Consider the following 19,178-nt stretch of genomic DNA (forward strand, 5'->3'; position numbering starts at 1 on the left):
CCCTGCAACTTGTCAGGGAGAAAATGCGATGCAACGACGAACACTGGGAGCCAACCTGCAGGTCTCTGCCCTGGGGCTGGGCTGCATGGGGATGAGCGAATTCTACGGGCCGCGGGACGATGAGACGTCCTTGCGGGTGCTGGCGGAGGCGGTGGAGCGGGGCATCGACCTGCTCGACACCGCCGACATGTACGGCCCCCACCACAACGAGGCGCTGATCGGGCGTTTTCTCGCGACCCGGCGGGGGCAGGTGAAGGTCGCCACCAAGTTTGGCATCGTGCGCCAGCACGGTGAGTACAGGCGTACCCTCGACAACAGCGCCCGCTATGCGCGCCAGAGCTGCGAGGGCTCCCTGCGCAGCCTCGGCATCGAGCAGATCGATCTCTACTATGTGCACCGCCTCGATCCTGCCCATCCCGTCGAGGAGACCATGGCCGGGCTGGCGCAGCTGGTGCAGGAGGGCAAGATAGCCCGCATCGGTCTGTGCGAGGTGAGCGAGGCCACCCTGAGGCGCGCCCATGCCGTGCACCCGGTGGCGGCGGTGCAGACCGAATACTCCCTCTGGACGCGGGAGGTGGAGGCGGCGGTGCTGCCCACCTGCCGGGCGCTGGGGATTGGTCTGGTGGCCTACTCCCCCCTGGGGCGCGGGTTTCTGACCGGGCGCTACCAGCAGGAGGCGGTGTTTGAGGAGGGGGATTTTCGGGCCGGCCTGCCGCGGTTTCAGGGGGAAAACCTCGCCACCAACCGCACCCTGGTGCAGGCGGTCATGGCCCTGGCGCAGCAGAAGGGATGCTCGGCGGCGCAGATAGCCCTGGCCTGGCTGCTGGCGCAATGGGAGGGGATAGTGCCCATCCCCGGCACCCGGCGCCTGACCCACCTTGAGGATAACCTCGGCGCCCTCTCGGTGCGCCTCTCCCCTGCAGAACTCGGGGCCCTGGGACAGGCCGTCCGGACCCTGCCGGTGGCGGGGGAGCGCTACACCCCGGAGGGGATGAAGGGGGTGAACGCATGAGCGGCTCGCACACGGATCGCCGTGAACGGGCGTTCGCGCTGCTGGCCCGGCTCGATCCCCAGGCGCCCACGCGGGTCGCCGCCAGCCTGGATGCCCTGTCACCGGAGCTTGCCGAGCTGGTGCTGGGGTTTGCCTTTGCCGATGTGCTCGCCCGTCCCGGCATCGATCTCTGCACCCGCGAGATACTCACGGTGGCGACCCTGATGGGAATGGGCACGGCGCCCGGACAGCTCGAGTTCCATATCCGGGCCGCCCTCAATGTGGGGGTCAGCCGGGAGACCATCATCGAGATCCTGCTCCAGGTCGCCGTCTATGCTGGAGTGCCCGCCTGCATGAATGGCATCCGTGCGGCCCGCAGCGCCTTCGCCGCCCATGACAAGGGGCGGGGGGGCAGGGATTAAGGTGGAGACGTCACCCTGGCGAAAAGGTCAGGTGTGCCCTGACGAGGGCAGCAAGAAGGGAGCCGAGGCTCCCTTCTTTATGCTGCCACGGCGATGGCTTATGCCCCTTCCGGCAGAGGACGGCGTACCCTCGGCTTGAGCTGGGAGAGCATGACCCCGGTCAGGATGAGGCCGCCCCCCAGCAGGTGATAGCCGTGGATGGGCTCCCCCAGGGTGATGACGGCGATGAGGGCCGTGCACAGGGGCATCAGGTTCATGAAGACCGAGGTGCGCTCCGCCCCCAGGGTGGCGAGGCCGCGCATCCAGCAGTAGGCGGCGAAGATGGAGGAGGCGAGGCCGGCGAACAGCACCATGCTCCAGCCCTGGGCGGGAATGGCCAGGGAGTCGGCAGAGAGGGCCACCGGGATGAGCAGCAGCACCGCCAGCAGGATCTGCAGGTAGAGGTTGAGCCAGGGGCCGAACGGCAGTTGCCAGCGGCGGATCAAGAGGCCATAGAGGGCATAGCTGGCTGCCCCCAGCAGCATCATGCCGTCGCCGGGGTTGATGCCGCTGTGCAGCAGTGCCAGGAGGTTGCCCTGACCCAGCAGCCAGAGCACCCCGAACAGGGAGAGGCTCATGCCGAGCAGCGCCTGCTTGCCCGGCTTCTGGCCAAAGCAGCAGGCCCCGATGAGCAGGGTGAGCAGGGGCAGCAGGGAGCCGATGACCCCCATGTTGGTGGCCGAGGTGCTGTGGGCGGCGTAGTAGGCGAGGCACTGGTAGAGCACCATGCCGAGCAGGGAGAGCACCAGCAGCTTGCCGAGCCAGGGGTGGATGTCGGCCCGGCGGCGCCAGAGCTGCGGCAGGCAGAAGGGGGAGAGCGCGAGGGCGGCGATCACCCAGCGATAGAAGGAGATGGCGGCGGGATCCAGCACGCCGGCGGCGGCCTTGGAGACCACGGTATTGGCGGCCCAGATCAGGATGGCGAGCAGGGGGAAGAGAAAAGGCATAGGCACTCCTTGGTACGATGGGGAGAGTCTAGCCTTGTCTTGAACGAGGTAAGTAGCGTAAATAAGACATGTCATAACCGCTTTGGGACAATCTGCATGGGCGCCCTCACCCTGGCCGAGCAGGATCGCCTGCTGGCCGACCCCAACCCCCTCTACTTTCGCTACAGCCAGATCCAGGGGGGCAACGCCTGTGCCGAGCACGCCCACCCCTGGGGTCAGCTCAGCCTCATCAGCCTGGGGGTCATGGTGGTGGAGGTGGGGGGAGAGCGGCTGGTGGCGCCGCCGGACTACCTCATCTGGGTGCCGGCGGACCTGCCCCACACCGCCTTCAACGAGCAGACCCTGGATTACACCTCCATCTACGTGAGCCACGCCTTGGCGCCGCGCCTGCCACGGGAACCCCAGCTGCTGGCGCTCACCCCCTTGCTTCGAGCCCTGCTGGAGGATTTCACCCAGCGCCGGGTCGGCCACATGGAGGATGAGTGGGATGCCCGTCAGGGTGAGCTCTTCATCGAGAAGCTGGCCCGCACCCGTTGCCAGCCGAGCTACCTGCCCCAGAGCCGGGATCGCCTGCTGGCCCCCCTGCTGGCGGCATTGCAGGCGGCGCCGGAGGACAACCGCACGCTGCTGGAGTGGGCCAGGGTGCTGCACACCACGGAGCGCACCCTGGCGCGGCGCTGCCAGAAGGAGCTTGGCATGAGCCTCGGCCAGTGGCGCACCCGGCTGCGGCTGGTGAAGGCGCTGGACTGGCTGCGGGGTGAGATGCCGGTGCAGGAGATCGCCTGGCGCCTCGGTTACGCCTCCACCTCGGCTTTCATCGCCATGTTCCAGCGCGAACAGGGCTGCGCCCCCCAGCGCTATCGCCAGCAACTGGGCCAACCCGTGGCCTGAACCGCATGAAAAAGGGCGCCCGCAGGCGCCCTTGTGGATCACGGGATGGGCTTAGAAGAAGCCGAGGGGGTTGATGTCGTGGCTCACCAGCAGGTTCTTGGTGTTCTGGTAGTGGTCCAGCATCATCTTGTGGGTCTCGCGACCGATCCCCGACTTCTTGTAGCCGCCAAAGGCCGCGTGGGCCGGGTAGGCGTGGTAGCAGTTGACCCAGACCCGGCCGGCCTGGATGCCGCGCCCCATGCGCCAGGCCAGATTGCTGTCCCGGGTCCACAGGCCCGCCCCCAGCCCGTACTGGGTGTCGTTGGCAATGGCCAGGGCATCCGCCTCGTCCTTGAAGGTGGTGACCCCGAGCGCCGGCCCGAAGATCTCCTCCTGGAACACCCGCATCTTGTTCTGGCCCGAGAAGATGGTGGGCTGGATGTAGAAGCCCCCCTCCAGCCCGCTCACCTTGGCCGGGCCGCCGCCCAGCAGCATTTTTGCCCCTTCGCCGCGGCCGATCTCCATGTAGCTCAGGATCTTGTCGAACTGCTCGCGGGACGCCTGGGCCCCCACTTGGGTCGTGGTGTCGAGGGGGTTGCCCTGCACTATGGTGCGGGCGCGGGCCAGCACCTTGTCCATGAAGTCGTCATAGATGCTGGCCTGCACCAGGGCGCGGGAGGGGCAGGTACACACCTCCCCCTGGTTGAAGAAGGTCATCAGCATCCCTTCCACCGCCTTGTCGATGTAGCTGCTCTCGTGCTGCATCACGTCGGCGAAGTAGATGTTGGGAGACTTGCCACCCAGCTCCACGGTGGAGGGGATCAGCTTGTCGGCGGCGCAGCGCAGGATATGGGCGCCCACTTCAGTTGAACCGGTGAAGGCGAGCTTCTGGATCCGGTTGCTGGTGGCGAGCGCCTGGCCCGCCTCGGCGCCGAAGCCGTTGATCACGTTGACTACGCCAGGGGGCAGGATGTCCTTGATGAGATCCATCATCAGCATGATGGTGACCGGGGTCTGCTCGGCGGGCTTGAGCACGCTGCAGCAGCCGGCCGCCAGTACCGGGGCCAGCTTCCAGGCGGCCATCAGCAGGGGGAAGTTCCACGGGATGATCTGGCCGACCACGCCGATGGGCTCCTTGAAGTGGTAGCTGACGGTGTTCTGGTCCAGCTCGGCGGCGGAGCCCTCCTGGGCGCGGATGCAGCCGGCGAAGTAGCGGAAGTGATCCACCACCAGCGGCAGGTCGGCGGCCAGGGTCTCGCGCACCGCCTTGCCGTTCTCCCAGGTCTCGGCGACGGCGAGCCGCTCGATGTTCTGTTCGATGCGATCGGCGATGCGCAGCAGCAGGTTGCTGCGCTCGGTGACGCTGGTCTTGCTCCAGCTGGCGAACGCCTTGTGGGCCGCGTCCAGGGCGAGCTCGATGTCGGCGGCGTCGGAGCGGGCCACCTCGCAGAACACCCGGCCATCCACCGGCGAGATGTTCTCGAAATAGCGGCCGGCGCGCGGCGCCACCCAGTCGCCACCGATGAAGTTGTCATAACGGGATTTGAAGCTGACCAGGGCACCTGCCTGACCGGGAGCGGTATAAATCATCTCATCATCCTTATGTGTGTGTGGTCCTGACCGGCCTGGCGGGCAGTCCGGTTGCTTCCTGTCATCGCAAGGGGCGTGCCAGCGGGCGGCGCTCTACACAAAAAGGTTGCAAAAACGTTATCAAACGGGGTGCCAAGGGGTATCTTGGTTAACCAGTGCCCCCCAGGACGGCCCCCGAACTGTGCCGTTTCTGAACATCGGGTGTGACACTGTGCCGTTTGTGAACAGGAGACGTGATGAAGGCGCTCCCCCAAGGCGGCCCTATTCGCGAGTGTGTAGAAGGAGGTGTGATGAGCGAGTTGCCTCAATCCGGTGCCAGCCCAATCCAGCGCTCCTGGGAGCGCTGCCTGCATCAGGGGCTGAGCCGCCAGCAGAGCGCCGAGCTGGACTTGCTGCCCCAGGGGGAGCTGTCGGCTCGCCAGGAGCAGCACAGGACGCTCATCGCCTGCTTCCAGCGCTTCGTGCTGCCGCTCTTTGGCCAGTTGCTGGCGGGCAGACCCTGTCGTCTGCTGTTGTGTGACGGCGAGGGTGCCATCCTCGCGGTGAGCGGAGACGACCGGTTTGCCCGCCATGCCGAGCGCATTTTTTTGCGCAGCGGCGCCCGCTGGGGGGAGGCGAGCAAGGGCACCAACGCCATCGGCACCGCGCTGGCCGAGCAGAGCGAGGTGCAGGTGCTGGGGGCGCAGCACTTCTTCGCCCAGCACAGTTTTCTCAGTTGCAGCGCCTGTCCCCTGCTCGGGCCGGACGGGCAACTGCTCGGCGTGCTCGACATCTCCACCGATGCGGCCCACCACGGCGGCGACATGCTGGGCACCGTGCGCCTCCTGGCCATGACCCTGGAAAACGCCCTGCTGGCCCGCCAGCCGGGCTGGCTGGTGGATCTCGATCCCCAGAGCCTCTGGTCTGCCCGCCTGCTGCTGGGGGAGGGGGGCGAGTTGCTCGGGGCCAACCGGGCCGGTCGGCTCTGGCTCGGCCAGCACCCCTTCGACGGTCAGCAGTTGCTGCGCGAGCGCCGCGGCCTGCGGCTGGTGCCGGAGGCGGGGGAGCGCGCCGCCAGGCTCCCCCTGCCGAGCGCGGTTGAGGAGGAGGGATCGCAGGCGCAGCAGGTGCCGCTCAAGATGCTGGAGCGGGGCATCTCATTGCTCATCGAGGGGGAGACCGGCAGCGGCAAGGAGCACCTGGTGCGCACCCTGCACGCCCGTTCGAGCCGTCGGGAGCGGCCTCTGGTGTGCGTCAACTGCGGCGCCCTGCCAGCGGAGCTGGTGGAGGCCGAGCTGTTCGGCTACGTGGGGGGGGCTTTCAGCGGTGCCCGCAGCCAGGGCAGCCAGGGCTATCTGCGCGCCGCCCACGGCGGCATCCTGATGCTGGATGAAATTGGCGAGCTGCCGCTCCAGGCCCAGACCCGGCTGCTGCGGGTGTTGCAGGAGCGCGTCGTCACCCCGGTGGGCAGCCACAGACCCGAGGCGGTGGATTTCTGGCTGGTCAGCGCCAGCCATCGGGATCTGGCGGCCATGGTGGCGGCCGGCACCTTTCGCGAAGATCTCTACTACCGCATCTGCGGCTGGCGCCAGCAACTGGCACCCCTGCGGGCCTGGTCGGTGCCCGAGCGTCAGGGGCTGATCCTGAACCTGCTCGCCCAGATGGACCCGGCACTGCAACTGAGCCGGGAGGCGGAGCAGCGGCTGCTGGCCCACCCTCTGCCCGGCAACGTGCGCCAGCTCAAACAGGCGCTGGAGGTGGCCTGTGTACTGGCAGAGGGGCAGAGCTGGATTGAACCTGCCCATCTGCATCTGCCCGCCGTGGCGGGGGGAGCGAGCTCACCTTTGGGAGGGAGTACCCTGCGCGAGCAGAGCCGGCAGCGGGTGCAACAGACCCTGGCAGAGTGCGGCGGCAACGTGAGCGAGGCGGCGCGCCGTCTTGGCATCAGTCGCACCACCCTCTATCGGGCGCTGCGGGAGGAGGGGTGAAGGGTGTCGCGCCGTCCAGCGCTTGTGTAGACTGCGGTGGCAAGGACGTTTTTTCGTTATGTTTCCATCGCAGGGAGTGCGCAATGACCCATCTCACGACCGACGAGGCCCCCCGCCTCTCTCCCGGCGGCTGGCCGATGCCGCTTGCGCCCCATGGGGCCCGTGCCGGTTAGTCGGCACCCGTCTGCGCCCGGTGCGGCGCGTGTAATAACCTTGGATCTGGATCAGCGCGGTCCGGCGCTTCAAGGTGTAGGGTAAAAGCCCTTTTTCAGGTGTGATGCCGATGATCCCTTCCTATTCCCGCATGACGACGCTGTTGTTCTGGTGCCTGCTGGCGGCGAGCCTGCTGGCCATGGCGATATTCGAATTCGGACCCGAGCGGCGGCTCGACATCCTGAGCCAGGCAGGTTTGTCCGTGCGTGCCCAGGATGACAGGGCCCACAAGGGCTCCTCCGTCGCCACCCTGAGTCAGGGGGGCGACAGACCCGCCATCCAGTGCACTCTGCGAAGCCAATATGCCTATCCTTTCTGCGAGCTGGTTCTGACCCTGACCGATCCCGAGCAGGGGCTGGATCTCTCCGACTTCACCGGGGTGCGGGTGAGGCTGGATGTAGAAGGGCAGGGGGTACAGGCCTGGCGCCTTTATCTGCGCAACTACGATCCCGTCTACTCGACGCGGGAAGACGAGAGTTCCCACAAGTTCAACGAAGTGCTCTTCACCGCCAGGGATTTTGGTCGTGAGCAGGATGTCCCCCTGAATGTCTTTGCCCCCAGCTCCTGGTGGGTGCAGCAGTACGATATTCCGCTGGTCCAGCAGGGGCCGGATCTGCACCATGTTTAGGCCATCGAGATCGCCTCCGATGACAAGATGCTGCCGGGGGAGTACCGGTTGCGGCTCGAGCGGCTGGAGTTCTATGGCCGCTGGTGCAAGCCGGGGGACTTCTATCGCTATCTGCTGCTGGGGTGGCTTGTCTACGGCGTGCTGCTCTTCCTGGTCCAGAACCTGATGTTCGGGGATCGGCTGCGCAAGGCCAGGGAGGCGCGCCTCGCGGCTGAAGCCCTGAGTGCGAGCCTGTGCGAGCAGAACCGGCGCACCGAGGAGGAGGCCCGCTACGATCCCCTGACCGGGGCCCTCAACCGGCTCGGTGGCGAAAAGCTGCTCGGGGAGCTCGGCGAGATGCCGCTCTCCTTCATCTATATCGACATCGATCACTTCAAGGGGGTCAACGACGGTCACGGCCACCCGGTGGGGGACGAGGTGCTCAAGCACATGGTGAGCGAGCTGCTGCGCCATTGCGACAGCCTGTGCCGGCTGGTGCGCTGGGGCGGGGAGGAGTTCGTGCTGGTCTGTCTCCATTACGACGAGGGACGGGCCGCCGCCCTGGCGGAGCGGCTGAGAGGGGCGCTGGAGGGGTACAGGCACTGGCCGCTGGGGCTTGGGATCACCGCCTCCTTCGGGGTGGCGGAGCGGCGTGGGGACTCCCTGGAGCAGGCGCTCAAGCGGGCCGACGAGGCGCTCTATCAGGCCAAGCAGAATGGTCGCAACCGGGTGGAGGTGGCACCCGACTGAACCGGCGCTGGAGCCCATGGCCGGGCGGGGCTATCATGCGCCCCATCATCCATCCGAGGAGAGATGCCATGGCACAACACATTGGCGCCCTGACGCTGCTGGTGGCGGATTACGACGAGGCCATCACCTTCTTCACCCGGGGAATGGGCTTCGAGCTATTGGAAGACACCCCCCTCGACGAGCCGGGCAAACCGGGCAAACGCTGGGTGCGGGTCGCTCCCAAGGGGGCTCCCGGTTCCGCCCTGCTGCTGGCCCGCGCGGCCAACGAGGAGCAGCGCGCCGCCATCGGTCGCCAGGGGGGCGGTCGGGTCTTCCTGTTCCTCGAGACAGACGACTTCTGGGGCGATTACGAGCGGATGCAGGCCTATGGCGTTCATTTTTGTGAACAGCCGCGCCTCGAACCTTACGGCACCGTGGTGGTGTTCGAGGACATCAGTGGCAATCGCTGGGACCTGCTGCAACTCGCTGCTGCCAACTGAATCTGAAAACGTTTATCATCCCGCCCGTCATAAAGTCATAAAAGTGTCACAGAAAGTTCTAATAATTGGCGCACCCATCTTCACAGAGGAGAGAGAAGGGATATGGCTAAGCGAATTCTGGTGGTCGAGGACGAGGCACCGATCCGCGAAATGCTCTGCTTCGTGCTTGAGCAGAAGGGATATGAAACAGTAGAAGCAGAAGATTACGCCGATGGACTGGCAAAGGTGCGCGAACCCTACCCCGAACTCATCGTGCTGGACTGGATGATGCCAGGTGGCAGTGGTATCCAGTTCCTCAAGCAGCTCAAGCAGGATGAGATGACTCGCCAGATCCCGGTGGTGATGCTGACCGCCCGGGGCGAGGAAGAGGACAAGGTGCGCGGGCTCGAGGCCGGTGCCGACGACTACATCACCAAGCCCTTCTCCCCCAAGGAGCTCACCGCCCGCTTGCACGCCGTGATGCGCCGTGTCTCTCCCACCTCGGTGGACGAGGTGATCGAGGTGCAGGGGCTAAAGCTGGATCCCGTTTCCCACCGGGTCAGTGCCGAGGAGAAGGCCCTCGACATGGGGCCGACCGAATTCAAGCTGCTGCACTTCTTCATGACCCACCCCGAGCGGGTCTACAGCCGCGAGCAGTTGCTCAACAACGTCTGGGGTACCAACGTGTATGTCGAGGACAGGACGGTGGACGTGCACATTCGCCGCCTGCGCAAGGCCATCGAAGAGACGGGGCACGACAGATTGATCCAGACGGTGCGCGGGGCCGGCTACCGCTTCTCGACCCGTCTCTAGGTCAGGGCCAGTGCCGCCAGCGCCTGCCGGCGGGCATTGGACCCGGCTCTTTGCTGTCTCTAGGAGATCTTAATGTTGCAACCTTACGCCTGGCGGCGACAGTTGTGGCGAATGGCGTTCTTCTACAGCCCCTTCGTCTTGGTAGGTTGGTTAATCGATCATCTCGTTCTCTGCCTGCTGGTGGCCACGGTGCTGCACCTGGTCTGGCACTACCGCTTCCAGAAGCGGCTGTCGGACTGGCTGTGGCACGATCGCAGCCTGGTGCCGCCCCACGGCAGCGGCAGCTGGGAGCACATCTTCAACGGCATCTACAAGTTGCAGCAGCGTCACCGGGCCCGGCGCCGGGAGCTGGCGGGCCTCATCCGCCGTTTTCGGGAAGGGGCGGAGGCGCTGCCCGATGCGGCCGTGGTGTTTCGCACCGACGGCAGCATCCTCTGGTGCAATCGGCTGGCGGAGCAACTGCTCGGCTTTCGCTGGCCCGAGGATGCCGGCCAGCACATCGGCAACCTGATCCGTCACCCCGCCTTCGTCGCCTATCTTGGCAAGGGGCAGTATGACGAGCCGTTCGAGATGCACTCCCCCATCAACGAGGAGAAGTTCCTCGAATTTCGCATCATGCCCTATGCGGAGGACCAGGCCATGCTGGTGGTGCGGGATGTGACCCGGCTGCGCAGCCTGGAGAAGACGCGCAAGCACTTCGTCTCCAACGTCTCTCACGAGCTGCGCACCCCCCTCACCGTGCTCAAGGGGTATCTGGAGATGACCGAGGAGCCGCCGCCCCCCGCCATGTGGGCCAAGGCGCACAAGGTGATGATGGAGCAGACGATCCGCATGGACAATCTGGTCAACCAGCTACTCACCCTGTCGCGCATCGAGGCGGCGCCCACCGTGGATCTCTCCCATCTGGTGGACATGCCCGCCATGCTGGGGCTGCTGGAGCAGGAGGCGCGGGCGCTCTCCGGCGAGCGGGCCCACGAGATCGTCTTCATGGTCCAGCCCAATCTGCTGGTGCGCGGGGATCAGGATCAACTGCGCAGCGCCGTCTCCAACCTGGTCTACAACGCCATCCACTACACCCCGGCGGGGCGCAAGATCACCGTGGAGTGGCGCAAGCAGGGGAGCATGGCGCTGTTTGCGGTGCAGGATGAAGGGGAGGGGATCCCCCCCGAGCATCTGGCGCGGCTCACCGAGCGGTTCTATCGGGTCGACAAGGCCCGCTCGCGCCACACCGGAGGGTCCGGGCTCGGCCTTGCCATCGTCAAGCATGCCCTGAGTCATCACGATGCCCATCTCGATATCGAGAGCCGGGTCGGTGCGGGCAGCCGCTTCAGCTTTCTCATTCCCGCCCGCATGGTGCTGGTGAAATAATATTTTGTGTCAATGTGTTAGCAACGAGAGAAGGGCTGCATCGCAGCCCTTTTTTCATCCGGGCCACTCTCGGCCCATGTCATCAAAGTGTCATATAAATTCCATAAATTTGTCACTGCCAGGCCAGATACTGGCGCCGTCTTAAAGAACGGACCTTCTGTAACACTGGAGAAGGAGTGGTGCTGGCCCACGGATCATTGCGATCGGGTGTCAACCACGTTTAGACGTCAACCTGACGATTGCCTTCTGCAACCTTGGACTTGGAGAGATTGGATGAAACTCAACAAACTGGCTGGTGTCATCGGATTCACCGCAGCAACCCTGTTTTCTGTCAGCGCTCTTGCTGCCGGTGTGGATAAAGACCTGCCGGAATACACACCGACCAGCGGCATCTCGGGCAACCTGTCCTCTGTCGGCTCGGACACCCTGGCCAACATGATGACCCTGTGGGCCGAAGAATTTAAGCGCATGTATCCCAACGTCAACGTGCAGATCCAGGCCGCCGGTTCTTCCACCGCACCGACTGCCCTGACCGAGGGCGTCGCCCAGTTTGGCCCCATGAGCCGCGCCATGAAGGCCGGTGAAGAGGAGGCATTCGAGAAGCGCTACGGCTACAAGCCGACCGCCATCCGCGTCGCCGTCGATGCCCTGGCCGTGTTCGTCAACAAGGACAACCCCATCAAGGGGCTGACCATGTCGCAGATCGACGCCATCTTCTCCAGCACCCTCAAGTGCGGCGAAGCCAAGGCGGCCACCAAGTGGTCTGATCTGGGTCTGGACGGCAGCTGGTCCGGCAAGGATCTGCAACTGTTCGGTCGCAACTCCGTGTCCGGCACCTACGGTTACTTCAAGGAACACGCCCTGTGCAACGGTGACTTCAAGAGCGGCGTGAACGAGCAGCCGGGCTCCGCCTCCGTGGTACAGTCCGTTTCCTCCTCCCTGAACGGCATCGGCTACTCCGGTATCGGCTACGTCACCTCCGGCGTACGCGCCGTTCCGCTCTCCAAGGATGGCAAGACCTTCATCGAGGCGAGCTCCGACAACGCCATCACCGGCAAGTACCCGCTGTCGCGCTTCCTGTACGTCTACGTGAACAAGCATCCGAACAAGCCGCTCTCCCCGATGGAGCAGGAGTTTGTGAAGATGATGCTCTCCAAGGCGGGCCAGACCATCGTTGCCAAGGACGGCTATGTGCCGGTCCCGGCCAAGGTGGTTCAGGCCGACCTGAAGAAGCTGGGCATCATGTAACAGAACATGCCCTTGCAGAAAAACGAGCCCCATGCGGGCTCGTTTTCATTGGTGCGCCCCAGGATCTTTTTGGTCGCAGGGCGCAGCGCCCGGCTTGCGCCGGGCGGCGGCATTTCCGAGAATAGGGCAACTTCACGGCAAAGGACCCTCTCATGCGCTCATCTTCCCTCTCCAGACTGGCCCTGACGGCCTTGTGCAGCGCCCTGCTGGCCGGCTGCGCCCAGTCACCGACCGGTCGCAACCAGATGCTGCTTTTCTCCCCCCAGCAGATGAACCAGCTGGGTGCCGATTCCTTCACCCAGATGAAGCAGCAGGAGAAGGTGAGCACGGATGCCAGGATGAATGCCTATGTGGGCTGCGTGGCCAAGGCGGTGACCGCCCAGGTGCCTGCCAGCTATGGCATCACCAGCTGGGAGGTGGTGGTGTTCGACTCCAAGGAGATCAACGCCTTCGCCCTGCCCGGCGGCAAGATAGGCGTGTATAGCGGCCTGCTGAAAGTCGCCAAGAATCAGGACCAGCTCGCCACCGTCATCGGTCACGAGCTGACCCACGTGCTGGCCCAGCACTCCAACGAGCGCCTCTCCCGGGATCAGTTGACCGGTATCGGGCTGGCGGTGGCGGACGCCGCCATCGGCAGCAGCGACAGCCTCGGGGGTGCTGCCACCATGGCCGCCCTGGGCCTTGGGGTCCAGGTGGGGATAGCCCTGCCTTATGGCAGAACCCAGGAGAGCGAAGCGGACCGGCTCGGTCTCGAGCTGATGGCCCGCGCCGGGTTCAACCCGGCCGAAGCCGTCACCCTGTGGCAGAACATGAGCGCCGCCTCCGGTGGCAAGGCACCGCCCCAGCTGCTCTCCACCCACCCCAGCGACCAGAGCCGGATCGCCAACCTGCAGGCCCAGCAGGCCGAAGTGCAGCCCCTGTACCAGCAGGCGAAAGCATCAGGGCTGGTTCCCCAGTGCAAGGCGTAAGCCTGCGCCTGGCGCGTCCCGCCGATGCCGCCGCCATGACGGTGATGCAGCGGGCGAGCTGGCTGGCGGCCTACGGGGAGGTGCTGGGGGCCGACATGCTGGCCCAGCTGGCGGTGACCGACCACCTGCAGATCTGGCGACATCGGCTCGCCGAGCCCGGCCCCGTTCCCATGCTGGTCTGTCAGGACGACGTGGTCATCGGCCTGCTCTACTGGCAGCCCTCTTTGGAGGAAGGCTTGATGACGGCGCGGATCCGGGCGCTCTACCTTCATCCCGATCATTGGCGTCAGGGTCATGGCAAACGGCTGTGGCAGGCGGTGGCGGTGCAGATGCGCCGGGCCGGTTGCGAGTGCGTCAGGCTCTGGCTGCTGGATGGCAATCACATCGGCGAGGGATTCTACCTGCGCCGCGGCTTCATGTTCGACGGTCAGGAGCGCACCCTGATGAGCCTCGGACAACCTTGCCAACAGCGACAAATGTTCCGTTTGCTTTGAGCTGGCTCCCGTTTTTCGCCCCCGGTCACTTTATTTTTTTTGCGAATTAATACAATGTGCCCCATCTGGACAGACTGAGGTGGCCGGGTCCACCGCAAGGGAGTGTGGCATGTACTACGGATTTGACATTGGCGGCACCAAGATAGCGTTCGCTGTGTATGACGGCGCCTTGAATCTCTGTCACGAGGAGCGCATGAGCACTCCCGGCAATGATTACGAAGGGTTGCAGCAGCTGATCCGCGAGCGGGTCGAGGCGGCTGATGCGCGCTTCGGGGTGAAAGGGGCCGTCGGCATCGGGTTTCCGGGGATCCTCAATCGCCTCGACGGGAGCATAGTGGCGGCCAACCTGCCCGCCATCCATGGCCGCCATCTGGGGGCGGATCTGGCCGAACTGCTGGGCCGACCGGTCAAGGTCGACAATGACGCCAACTGTTTCCTCTGGTCGGAAGTGCATCAGGGGGCCGCAGACGGTGCTGGCAGCGCCCTCGGCGTCACCATAGGTACCGGCATCGGCGGCGCCGTCTACCTGGCGGGCAAGCTCATCCAGGGGCGCAACTGGCTGGCGGGGGAGTTAGGTCACTACCCGCTGCCCGCCACCATCCTGATGAAATACCCGGATTTGCCCCGTCCTCGCTGTGGCTGCGGGCGCCTGGTCTGTTTCGAAACCTATGCGTCGGGTACGGGCCTGGAGCGGCTATACCACCATGTTCATGGGGAACGGGTGAGCGGCCACCAGATCGTCGCCCGTGCCGATGCCCGTGAGGCGGCGGCCCTCTCGACCATCGACTGCTGGCTCGAGATCATCGCCGCTGGCCTCGCCACCGCCATCTCGGTGATTGATCCCGATGTGGTGGTGCTGGGGGGCGGCCTGAGCGCCCTGCCAGCCCTCTATGAGGAGTTGCCCAAACGTCTGCCCGGCCACCTGCTGCCCGGTGTCGCCCTGCCGGCGATCCGCGAGGCCCGCTTCGGTGGAGCCGGCGGTGTGCGCGGTGCAGCCCTGCTCAATCTGTGAGATCGGACAGAGGGTCTGATCTCCCCGAACAAGGAGTCATCATGACCCGTCTTGAAATCTGTATCGACAACCTCGAATCCCTGTTCACCGCCCAGGCGGCCGGCGCCGATCGCATCGAGCTCTGCTCTGCGCTGGGGCTGGGTGGCCTCACCCCCTCCTATGGCTTTATGCAGCTGGCTGCCCGCCACGCCACTGTGCCGGTGTACGCCATGATCCGTCCACGCGCCGGAGATTTTTGCTTCAACGACGGCGAGTTCGAGATGATGCTCTTGGATATCGCGGCCGCTCGTGCCGCCGGCCTGCAAGGGGTGGTGGTCGGTCTGTTGGATGAAGATGGACGGGTACCCGAAGGCAAGCTCCGGCAACTGGTCGAGGCGGCGGGGCCGCTCGGCGTCACCTTCCACCGGGCCATCGATCTCTCCTCCGACTGGCGGCTGGATCTCGAGACGATCGTCGCGGCGGGTTGCGAGCGCATTCTGAGCTCCGGCCATGCGCCGACCGCGCTGGCGGGGCTCGAAACCCTGCAGGCCATGCACCAGGCGCTGGCGGGACGGGCCAGCCTGATGCCGGGGGCCGGGGTCAACGCCGACAACGTGCGCACCATCATCGAATTCACCGGCGTCAATGAAGTGCACATGTCCGGCATGGGCTGGCGCGGCGGCATGGTGCCCCATGGTGTGAACATGGGCACCTCGGACGACGGCCGGGTCAACATCACCGACGGCGCCAAGGTCGCGGCGGTGCGGGCACTGCTGGACAAGGCCTGATGCAGACCGTGCGGCGCCATGGTGCTCTGTTTTGCTCCCTTCTCCCCTTGCGGGAGAGGGGGCGGGGATGAGGGGGGCCGATGTGAGGCGTCTCCCACCGGCGGGCAATTGAGGGGCGTCTTGGCAGCACGGTGCAAAAAAGTCTGTTATCATCCCGTCTCTTTTACCATCAGGACCCGGAGCAACCTCTCAATGTCCCAATACGACTCTATCGAACAGAAGGCCAGCTACGGCATCGGCCGCAACATGGGCGACCAACTGGCTCAGCAAGCCTTCGCCGGTCTGGATATCCCGGCCCTGCAACAAGGTCTGGCAGATGCCCTGAACGGCCTGGAGTTCGCGGTCAGCCGTGACGATATCAACGATGCCTTCCAGGTGATCACCGCCCGCATGCAGGAAGAGCAGGAAGCTGCCGCCAAGGCCGCTGCCGCCGAAGGCGAAGCCTTCCTGGCCGACAACGCCAAGCGCGCCGAAGTGAAGACCACCGACTCCGGTCTGCAATATGAAGTCATGGTCGAAGGCAATGGCGCCGTGCCGGTTGCCGGTCAGTCCGTGCGCGTGCACTACCACGGTACCTTCACCCACGGTGGCGTGTTCGACAGCTCCGTTGCTCGCGGCCAACCGGCCGAGTTCCCGGTGACCGGCGTGATCGCCGGTTGGGTGGAAGCGCTGCAGATGATGCCGGTTGGCTCCAAGTGGAAGCTCTACATTCCGCAGGATCTGGCCTACGGTGCCCGTGGCGCCGGCTCCATCCCGCCGTACTCCGCTCTGGTCTTCGAAGTGGAGCTGCTGGACATCCTGTGATCCGGCTGGTGTGATGCAAACGGCGACCCTGGGGTCGCCGTTTGTTTTTGGGCCGCCCAAACGGGCCATGTGCCTTCGGCGGGGATTTGGATATAGTCAGAGCGTCGTCCATTCCGGCCATGTGAGGGAGACACGCCATGGCAGCCATCATCGAGGTCGTCGATCTCGTCAAGCACTTCCCCGGCGTCAAGGCGGTGGACGGGCTCAGCTTTGCCATTCCCGCCGGCAGTTGTTTCGGCCTGCTCGGCCCTAACGGGGCGGGCAAGACCACGACCATAGAGCTGCTGGAGGGGATCCTCACCCCGGACAGCGGCCAGATCCTGTTTCACGGCGCCCCGCGCGGCCCGGATTATCGCTCCCGCATCGGCATCCAGTTCCAGCACACGGCGCTACAGGATTTCCTGACGGTGCGCGATACCCTGCGCCTGTTCGCCAGCCTCTACCCCAATCCCTTGCCACGGGAGCTGCTCATCGATCTGTGCGCCTTGGGCGAGTTCATCGACAGGGACAGTCGCAAGCTCTCGGGGGGCCAGCGTCAGCGCCTGCTGCTGGCTCTGGCCCTGCTCGGGGATCCCGAACTGCTGTTTCTGGATGAGCCCACCACAGGACTGGATCCCCAGGCGCGCCACCACTTCTGGCAGCGAATAGAGGCGATCAAGGCCCAGGGCAAGACGGTGGTGCTCACCACCCACTACATGGACGAAGCGCAGCAGCTGTGCGATCTGATTGCCATCGTCGATCACGGCCACCTGCTCAGTCTGGATACGCCGGCTGCCTTGCTGGCGCAACACTTCGACGGCGTGCTGGTGCGCCTTGGGGGGCACCCGGCCCTGGCTGGGCTCGGCTATCCCCTGCGTCCGGTCGGCGATCAGGTGGAGCTCTGTTGCCCCGACGTGGCGACCCTGTTGCCAGCCTTGCTGGATCTTGGTGTGCCGCTCACCGGCATGCAGGTGCGCTCCCCCAATCTGGAAGATCTCTTCCTGAACCTGACCGGTCACAGCCTGCGGAGCGGCGCATGAGAGGGATGACCGAGTTCTGTCTGACCGTGGCCTCCGTGCTGCGGTACGCCTTGCCGACATGCAATCCCGGGAGTGGACGATGAAGGGATCCCTCAAGCGCATCGGGGCGCTCTTCTATGCCCGCACCCTCGAGTTCGTACGCGATCGCGCGGCCTTGGTGTGGAACCTGCTTTTCCCGCTCCTGCTGGTCATCGGCTTCTCCCTCATCTTCTCCGGCCCGCCCAAACCGCTGGTGCAGATCGGGGTGGTGGGGGAACTGCCCGCAACCTATGCCCCGCTGCGCGCCGTGCCGCTGCTCAAGATCATCCCCTATGACGAGGCGTCGAGAGGCCAGCTCAAGGTCCGTCACCATCAGCTGGACCTGCTGCTCTCACCCGCCGGGGGGCGTTACTGGATAAACCCGGACGCCCCTCAGGGGGCCATGGCCGAGTATCTGCTGCGCCAGGCGGTGCAGGAGCCCTTGCAAAGAGAGTCCCTGAGCGGGCGCGCCATCCGCTACGGCGACTGGCTGCTGCCCGGGGTGATCGGCATGAACCTGATGTTCTCCGGCCTGTTCGGGGTCGGGTTTGTCATCGTGCGTTATCGCAAGAACGGGGTGCTGAAACGGCTGCGAGCCACGCCGCTCGGCGCGCTGGAGTTTCTCTTCGCCCAGTTGCTGTCACGGGTGCTGATCACCCTGGTGGTGAGCCTGCTGGTCTTCTGCGCGGCCTACTGGCTGCTGGATGTGCCCCTCATCGGGTCGGGGTGGCTGCTGCTGGTGATCGCTCTGGCGGGAGGAACGGCCATGGCCTCCCTTGGCCTGCTCATCGCCGCTCGCCTGCAGAACGAGGAGCTGGCGAGCGGTTTGCTCAATCTCATCAGCTTGCCCATGATGTTTTTATCCGGTGTCTGGTTCTCGCTGGAAGGCGCGCCCGCCTGGCTGCAGCAGCTTGCGGCCAGGCTGCCCCTCAGCCAGATCATCGAAGCAGCCCGCGCCGTGATGCTGGAAGGGGCGGGATGGCAGGAGGTGGCAGGCCCTCTGGGTCAGGTCATGGTGTTCGCCCTGGTGTGCATCTCGCTGGGAGCCATGCTGTTCAAATGGAGTGCAAAATGAAACCTGTTCTGTGGTTGTTGCTGGTGGCGGCCTTGCCTGTGCAGGCAGGTACCCTGCGTTGCAAGAACGCCTTGCTGACCGAGGGAGACACCACGGCAGAGCTGCTGGTTCGCTGCGGCCAGCCGATGCTCAAGGAAGATCTCACCCGCTTCGAGGAGAACGGCTTCGGGGCGAGAGTGACGGTCAAGTATGCCGAGCGCTGGACCTACAACTTCGGCAAGCGGGAATTCATGCAGTTTGTCACCGTCGAAAACGGCGTCATCACCGACATTGCGGATGGTCCACGGGGAGGATGACCTCCTGGTTTTCTGAAGCCCAGCCTGCGGGAGATGAGGTCGCCATTTTCCCGCCTTTTACCTCTTTTTCTGTTGCTTTTCCCTGCCTGTTATCGCCATTTTTCCATATGGAGTCATGCTGCCTCACTCTGGTGCTTTTGGCATAAAACTGAATCTGATGAGTCAGTTGTCAGCAGAAATGGCTGCCCCAATGCGGTGCAGCCGATTTATTTTCGAAAAATAATCCTCATGCCAAGAAGGGTTTTAAGCAGCAGGCTATTTGGCAAATAAGGGTCTACTTTTGATTCTGAGAGTGCATATTCCCCCGTTTAGATATTTTGTTCTGTTGCACCATGGTTGGGCCGGATTGCACCGATTGACAGGTTTTTCTGCGGCTGGATAAGCTGCCAAAAAGCAGGGAAACGATGGCATCTCGCTAGATTTTGATGCCTGTTCGAATCAA

20 protein-coding genes are annotated in these 19,178 nt (G+C 64.7%); 18 read left to right on the plus strand and 2 right to left on the minus strand.

Going from position 1 to position 19,178, the window contains the following annotated elements; all coding sequences use genetic code 11:
* Positions 1 to 28: 28 nt before the first annotated feature.
* Positions 29 to 1,012 (plus strand): aldo/keto reductase, encoded by a 984-nt coding sequence (locus tag AB5Y54_RS02980; protein WP_368153214.1) that lies wholly within the window; start codon positions 29 to 31, stop codon positions 1,010 to 1,012.
* Positions 1,009 to 1,413: a carboxymuconolactone decarboxylase family protein gene (locus AB5Y54_RS02985; protein ID WP_143237894.1), complete on the plus strand. Its 405-nt coding sequence runs from the start codon at positions 1,009 to 1,011 to the stop codon at positions 1,411 to 1,413. Before AB5Y54_RS02980 ends, AB5Y54_RS02985 begins: the two co-directional genes overlap by 4 nt.
* A 98-nt stretch (positions 1,414 to 1,511) precedes the next feature.
* On the opposite strand, the gene AB5Y54_RS02990 is transcribed toward AB5Y54_RS02985, so the two are convergent.
* On the minus strand, positions 1,512 to 2,399 hold the full coding sequence (locus AB5Y54_RS02990) for a DMT family transporter (protein WP_368153215.1): 888 nt from the start codon (positions 2,397 to 2,399) through the stop codon (positions 1,512 to 1,514).
* A gap of 96 nt (positions 2,400 to 2,495) precedes the next feature.
* Here AB5Y54_RS02990 and AB5Y54_RS02995 point away from each other — a divergent pair, with 96 nt between their 5' ends.
* Positions 2,496 to 3,290, plus strand: coding sequence for a helix-turn-helix transcriptional regulator (locus tag AB5Y54_RS02995; RefSeq protein ID WP_331403313.1), 795 nt, complete (start codon positions 2,496 to 2,498; stop codon positions 3,288 to 3,290).
* Positions 3,291 to 3,341: 51 nt separating this feature from the next.
* On the opposite strand, the gene AB5Y54_RS03000 is transcribed toward AB5Y54_RS02995, so the two are convergent.
* A complete protein-coding gene (locus AB5Y54_RS03000) occupies positions 3,342 to 4,859 on the minus strand; it encodes an aldehyde dehydrogenase family protein (RefSeq protein WP_324032911.1) in 1,518 nt (505 codons plus the stop codon).
* Between the two features lie 290 nt (positions 4,860 to 5,149).
* On the opposite strand from AB5Y54_RS03000, the gene AB5Y54_RS03005 reads away from it, so the two are divergent.
* The 15 genes from AB5Y54_RS03005 to AB5Y54_RS03075 all read left to right on the plus strand — a co-directional run bounded on the left by AB5Y54_RS03005 (position 5,150) and on the right by AB5Y54_RS03075 (position 18,736).
* Positions 5,150 to 6,826, plus strand: coding sequence for a sigma-54-dependent Fis family transcriptional regulator (locus tag AB5Y54_RS03005; RefSeq protein ID WP_257711529.1), 1,677 nt, complete (start codon positions 5,150 to 5,152; stop codon positions 6,824 to 6,826).
* A gap of 283 nt (positions 6,827 to 7,109) precedes the next feature.
* Positions 7,110 to 7,667, plus strand: a complete 558-nt coding sequence (locus tag AB5Y54_RS03010) for a hypothetical protein (RefSeq protein ID WP_257711530.1) — start codon at positions 7,110 to 7,112, stop codon at positions 7,665 to 7,667.
* Between the two features lie 27 nt (positions 7,668 to 7,694).
* Positions 7,695 to 8,396, plus strand: coding sequence for a GGDEF domain-containing protein (locus AB5Y54_RS03015; RefSeq protein WP_257711531.1), 702 nt, complete (start codon positions 7,695 to 7,697; stop codon positions 8,394 to 8,396).
* Positions 8,397 to 8,464: 68 nt separating this feature from the next.
* Positions 8,465 to 8,875 (plus strand): VOC family protein, encoded by a 411-nt coding sequence (locus AB5Y54_RS03020; RefSeq protein WP_049636300.1) that lies wholly within the window; start codon positions 8,465 to 8,467, stop codon positions 8,873 to 8,875.
* A 102-nt stretch (positions 8,876 to 8,977) separates the two neighbouring features.
* The gene (gene phoB, locus AB5Y54_RS03025; RefSeq protein ID WP_010673471.1) at positions 8,978 to 9,667 is read left to right on the plus strand and encodes a phosphate regulon transcriptional regulator PhoB; all 690 of its coding nucleotides are present in this window, start codon (positions 8,978 to 8,980) and stop codon (positions 9,665 to 9,667) included.
* Positions 9,668 to 9,739: 72 nt separating this feature from the next.
* Positions 9,740 to 11,035 (plus strand): phosphate regulon sensor histidine kinase PhoR, encoded by a 1,296-nt coding sequence (gene phoR / locus AB5Y54_RS03030; protein WP_042014623.1) that lies wholly within the window; start codon positions 9,740 to 9,742, stop codon positions 11,033 to 11,035.
* A 273-nt stretch (positions 11,036 to 11,308) separates the two neighbouring features.
* On the plus strand, positions 11,309 to 12,283 hold the full coding sequence (locus AB5Y54_RS03035; RefSeq protein WP_039039286.1) for a PstS family phosphate ABC transporter substrate-binding protein: 975 nt from the start codon (positions 11,309 to 11,311) through the stop codon (positions 12,281 to 12,283).
* A gap of 152 nt (positions 12,284 to 12,435) precedes the next feature.
* Positions 12,436 to 13,251, plus strand: coding sequence for a M48 family metallopeptidase (locus AB5Y54_RS03040; RefSeq protein ID WP_202006977.1), 816 nt, complete (start codon positions 12,436 to 12,438; stop codon positions 13,249 to 13,251).
* Entirely contained in the window at positions 13,239 to 13,745 is a 507-nt protein-coding gene (locus tag AB5Y54_RS03045; RefSeq protein ID WP_039039287.1) for a GNAT family N-acetyltransferase, read from the plus strand. Before AB5Y54_RS03040 ends, AB5Y54_RS03045 begins: the two co-directional genes overlap by 13 nt.
* Positions 13,746 to 13,854: 109 nt before the next feature.
* Positions 13,855 to 14,757: an ROK family protein gene (locus tag AB5Y54_RS03050; RefSeq protein WP_368153216.1), complete on the plus strand. Its 903-nt coding sequence runs from the start codon at positions 13,855 to 13,857 to the stop codon at positions 14,755 to 14,757.
* 41 nt (positions 14,758 to 14,798) lie between these two features.
* A complete protein-coding gene (locus AB5Y54_RS03055; RefSeq protein ID WP_049636301.1) occupies positions 14,799 to 15,524 on the plus strand; it encodes a copper homeostasis protein CutC in 726 nt (241 codons plus the stop codon).
* A gap of 192 nt (positions 15,525 to 15,716) precedes the next feature.
* Positions 15,717 to 16,328, plus strand: coding sequence for an FKBP-type peptidyl-prolyl cis-trans isomerase (locus tag AB5Y54_RS03060; RefSeq protein WP_010673478.1), 612 nt, complete (start codon positions 15,717 to 15,719; stop codon positions 16,326 to 16,328).
* Between the two features lie 137 nt (positions 16,329 to 16,465).
* On the plus strand, positions 16,466 to 17,347 hold the full coding sequence (locus AB5Y54_RS03065; RefSeq protein ID WP_042015023.1) for an ABC transporter ATP-binding protein: 882 nt from the start codon (positions 16,466 to 16,468) through the stop codon (positions 17,345 to 17,347).
* A 79-nt stretch (positions 17,348 to 17,426) separates the two neighbouring features.
* Positions 17,427 to 18,440 (plus strand): ABC transporter permease, encoded by a 1,014-nt coding sequence (locus tag AB5Y54_RS03070; RefSeq protein ID WP_053288161.1) that lies wholly within the window; start codon positions 17,427 to 17,429, stop codon positions 18,438 to 18,440.
* Positions 18,425 to 18,736 carry a DUF2845 domain-containing protein gene (locus AB5Y54_RS03075; RefSeq protein ID WP_029313965.1) on the plus strand — a complete coding sequence of 104 codons (312 nt, stop codon included), beginning with the start codon at positions 18,425 to 18,427 and terminating at the stop codon, positions 18,734 to 18,736. Before AB5Y54_RS03070 ends, AB5Y54_RS03075 begins: the two co-directional genes overlap by 16 nt.
* Positions 18,737 to 19,178: the final 442 nt, after the last annotated feature.

It is taken from the genome of Aeromonas sp. s9, from assembly GCF_040907765.1.
Taxonomy (GTDB): Bacteria; Pseudomonadota; Gammaproteobacteria; order Enterobacterales; family Aeromonadaceae; genus Aeromonas; species Aeromonas caviae.

Bases quoted from the DNA above. Each gene is read 5' to 3' on its own strand.
- AB5Y54_RS02985 (WP_143237894.1), top strand. From the start codon at position 1,009: ATGAGCGGCTCGCACACGGATCGCCGTGAACGGGCGTTCGCGCTGCTG.
- phoR (WP_042014623.1), top strand. From the start codon at position 9,740: ATGTTGCAACCTTACGCCTGGCGGCGACAGTTGTGGCGAATGGCGTTC.
- AB5Y54_RS03020 (WP_049636300.1), top strand. From the start codon at position 8,465: ATGGCACAACACATTGGCGCCCTGACGCTGCTGGTGGCGGATTACGAC.
- AB5Y54_RS03015 (WP_257711531.1), top strand. From the start codon at position 7,695: ATGCTGCCGGGGGAGTACCGGTTGCGGCTCGAGCGGCTGGAGTTCTAT.
- AB5Y54_RS03070 (WP_053288161.1), top strand. From the start codon at position 17,427: ATGAAGGGATCCCTCAAGCGCATCGGGGCGCTCTTCTATGCCCGCACC.
- AB5Y54_RS03000 (WP_324032911.1), bottom strand. From the start codon at position 4,859: ATGATTTATACCGCTCCCGGTCAGGCAGGTGCCCTGGTCAGCTTCAAA.
- AB5Y54_RS03050 (WP_368153216.1), top strand. From the start codon at position 13,855: ATGTACTACGGATTTGACATTGGCGGCACCAAGATAGCGTTCGCTGTG.
- AB5Y54_RS03060 (WP_010673478.1), top strand. From the start codon at position 15,717: ATGTCCCAATACGACTCTATCGAACAGAAGGCCAGCTACGGCATCGGC.
- AB5Y54_RS02990 (WP_368153215.1), bottom strand. From the start codon at position 2,399: ATGCCTTTTCTCTTCCCCCTGCTCGCCATCCTGATCTGGGCCGCCAAT.
- AB5Y54_RS03040 (WP_202006977.1), top strand. From the start codon at position 12,436: ATGCGCTCATCTTCCCTCTCCAGACTGGCCCTGACGGCCTTGTGCAGC.
- AB5Y54_RS02995 (WP_331403313.1), top strand. From the start codon at position 2,496: ATGGGCGCCCTCACCCTGGCCGAGCAGGATCGCCTGCTGGCCGACCCC.
- AB5Y54_RS03075 (WP_029313965.1), top strand. From the start codon at position 18,425: ATGGAGTGCAAAATGAAACCTGTTCTGTGGTTGTTGCTGGTGGCGGCC.
- AB5Y54_RS02980 (WP_368153214.1), top strand. From the start codon at position 29: ATGCAACGACGAACACTGGGAGCCAACCTGCAGGTCTCTGCCCTGGGG.
- AB5Y54_RS03035 (WP_039039286.1), top strand. From the start codon at position 11,309: ATGAAACTCAACAAACTGGCTGGTGTCATCGGATTCACCGCAGCAACC.
- AB5Y54_RS03010 (WP_257711530.1), top strand. From the start codon at position 7,110: ATGATCCCTTCCTATTCCCGCATGACGACGCTGTTGTTCTGGTGCCTG.
- AB5Y54_RS03005 (WP_257711529.1), top strand. From the start codon at position 5,150: ATGAGCGAGTTGCCTCAATCCGGTGCCAGCCCAATCCAGCGCTCCTGG.
- AB5Y54_RS03065 (WP_042015023.1), top strand. From the start codon at position 16,466: ATGGCAGCCATCATCGAGGTCGTCGATCTCGTCAAGCACTTCCCCGGC.
- AB5Y54_RS03055 (WP_049636301.1), top strand. From the start codon at position 14,799: ATGACCCGTCTTGAAATCTGTATCGACAACCTCGAATCCCTGTTCACC.
- phoB (WP_010673471.1), top strand. From the start codon at position 8,978: ATGGCTAAGCGAATTCTGGTGGTCGAGGACGAGGCACCGATCCGCGAA.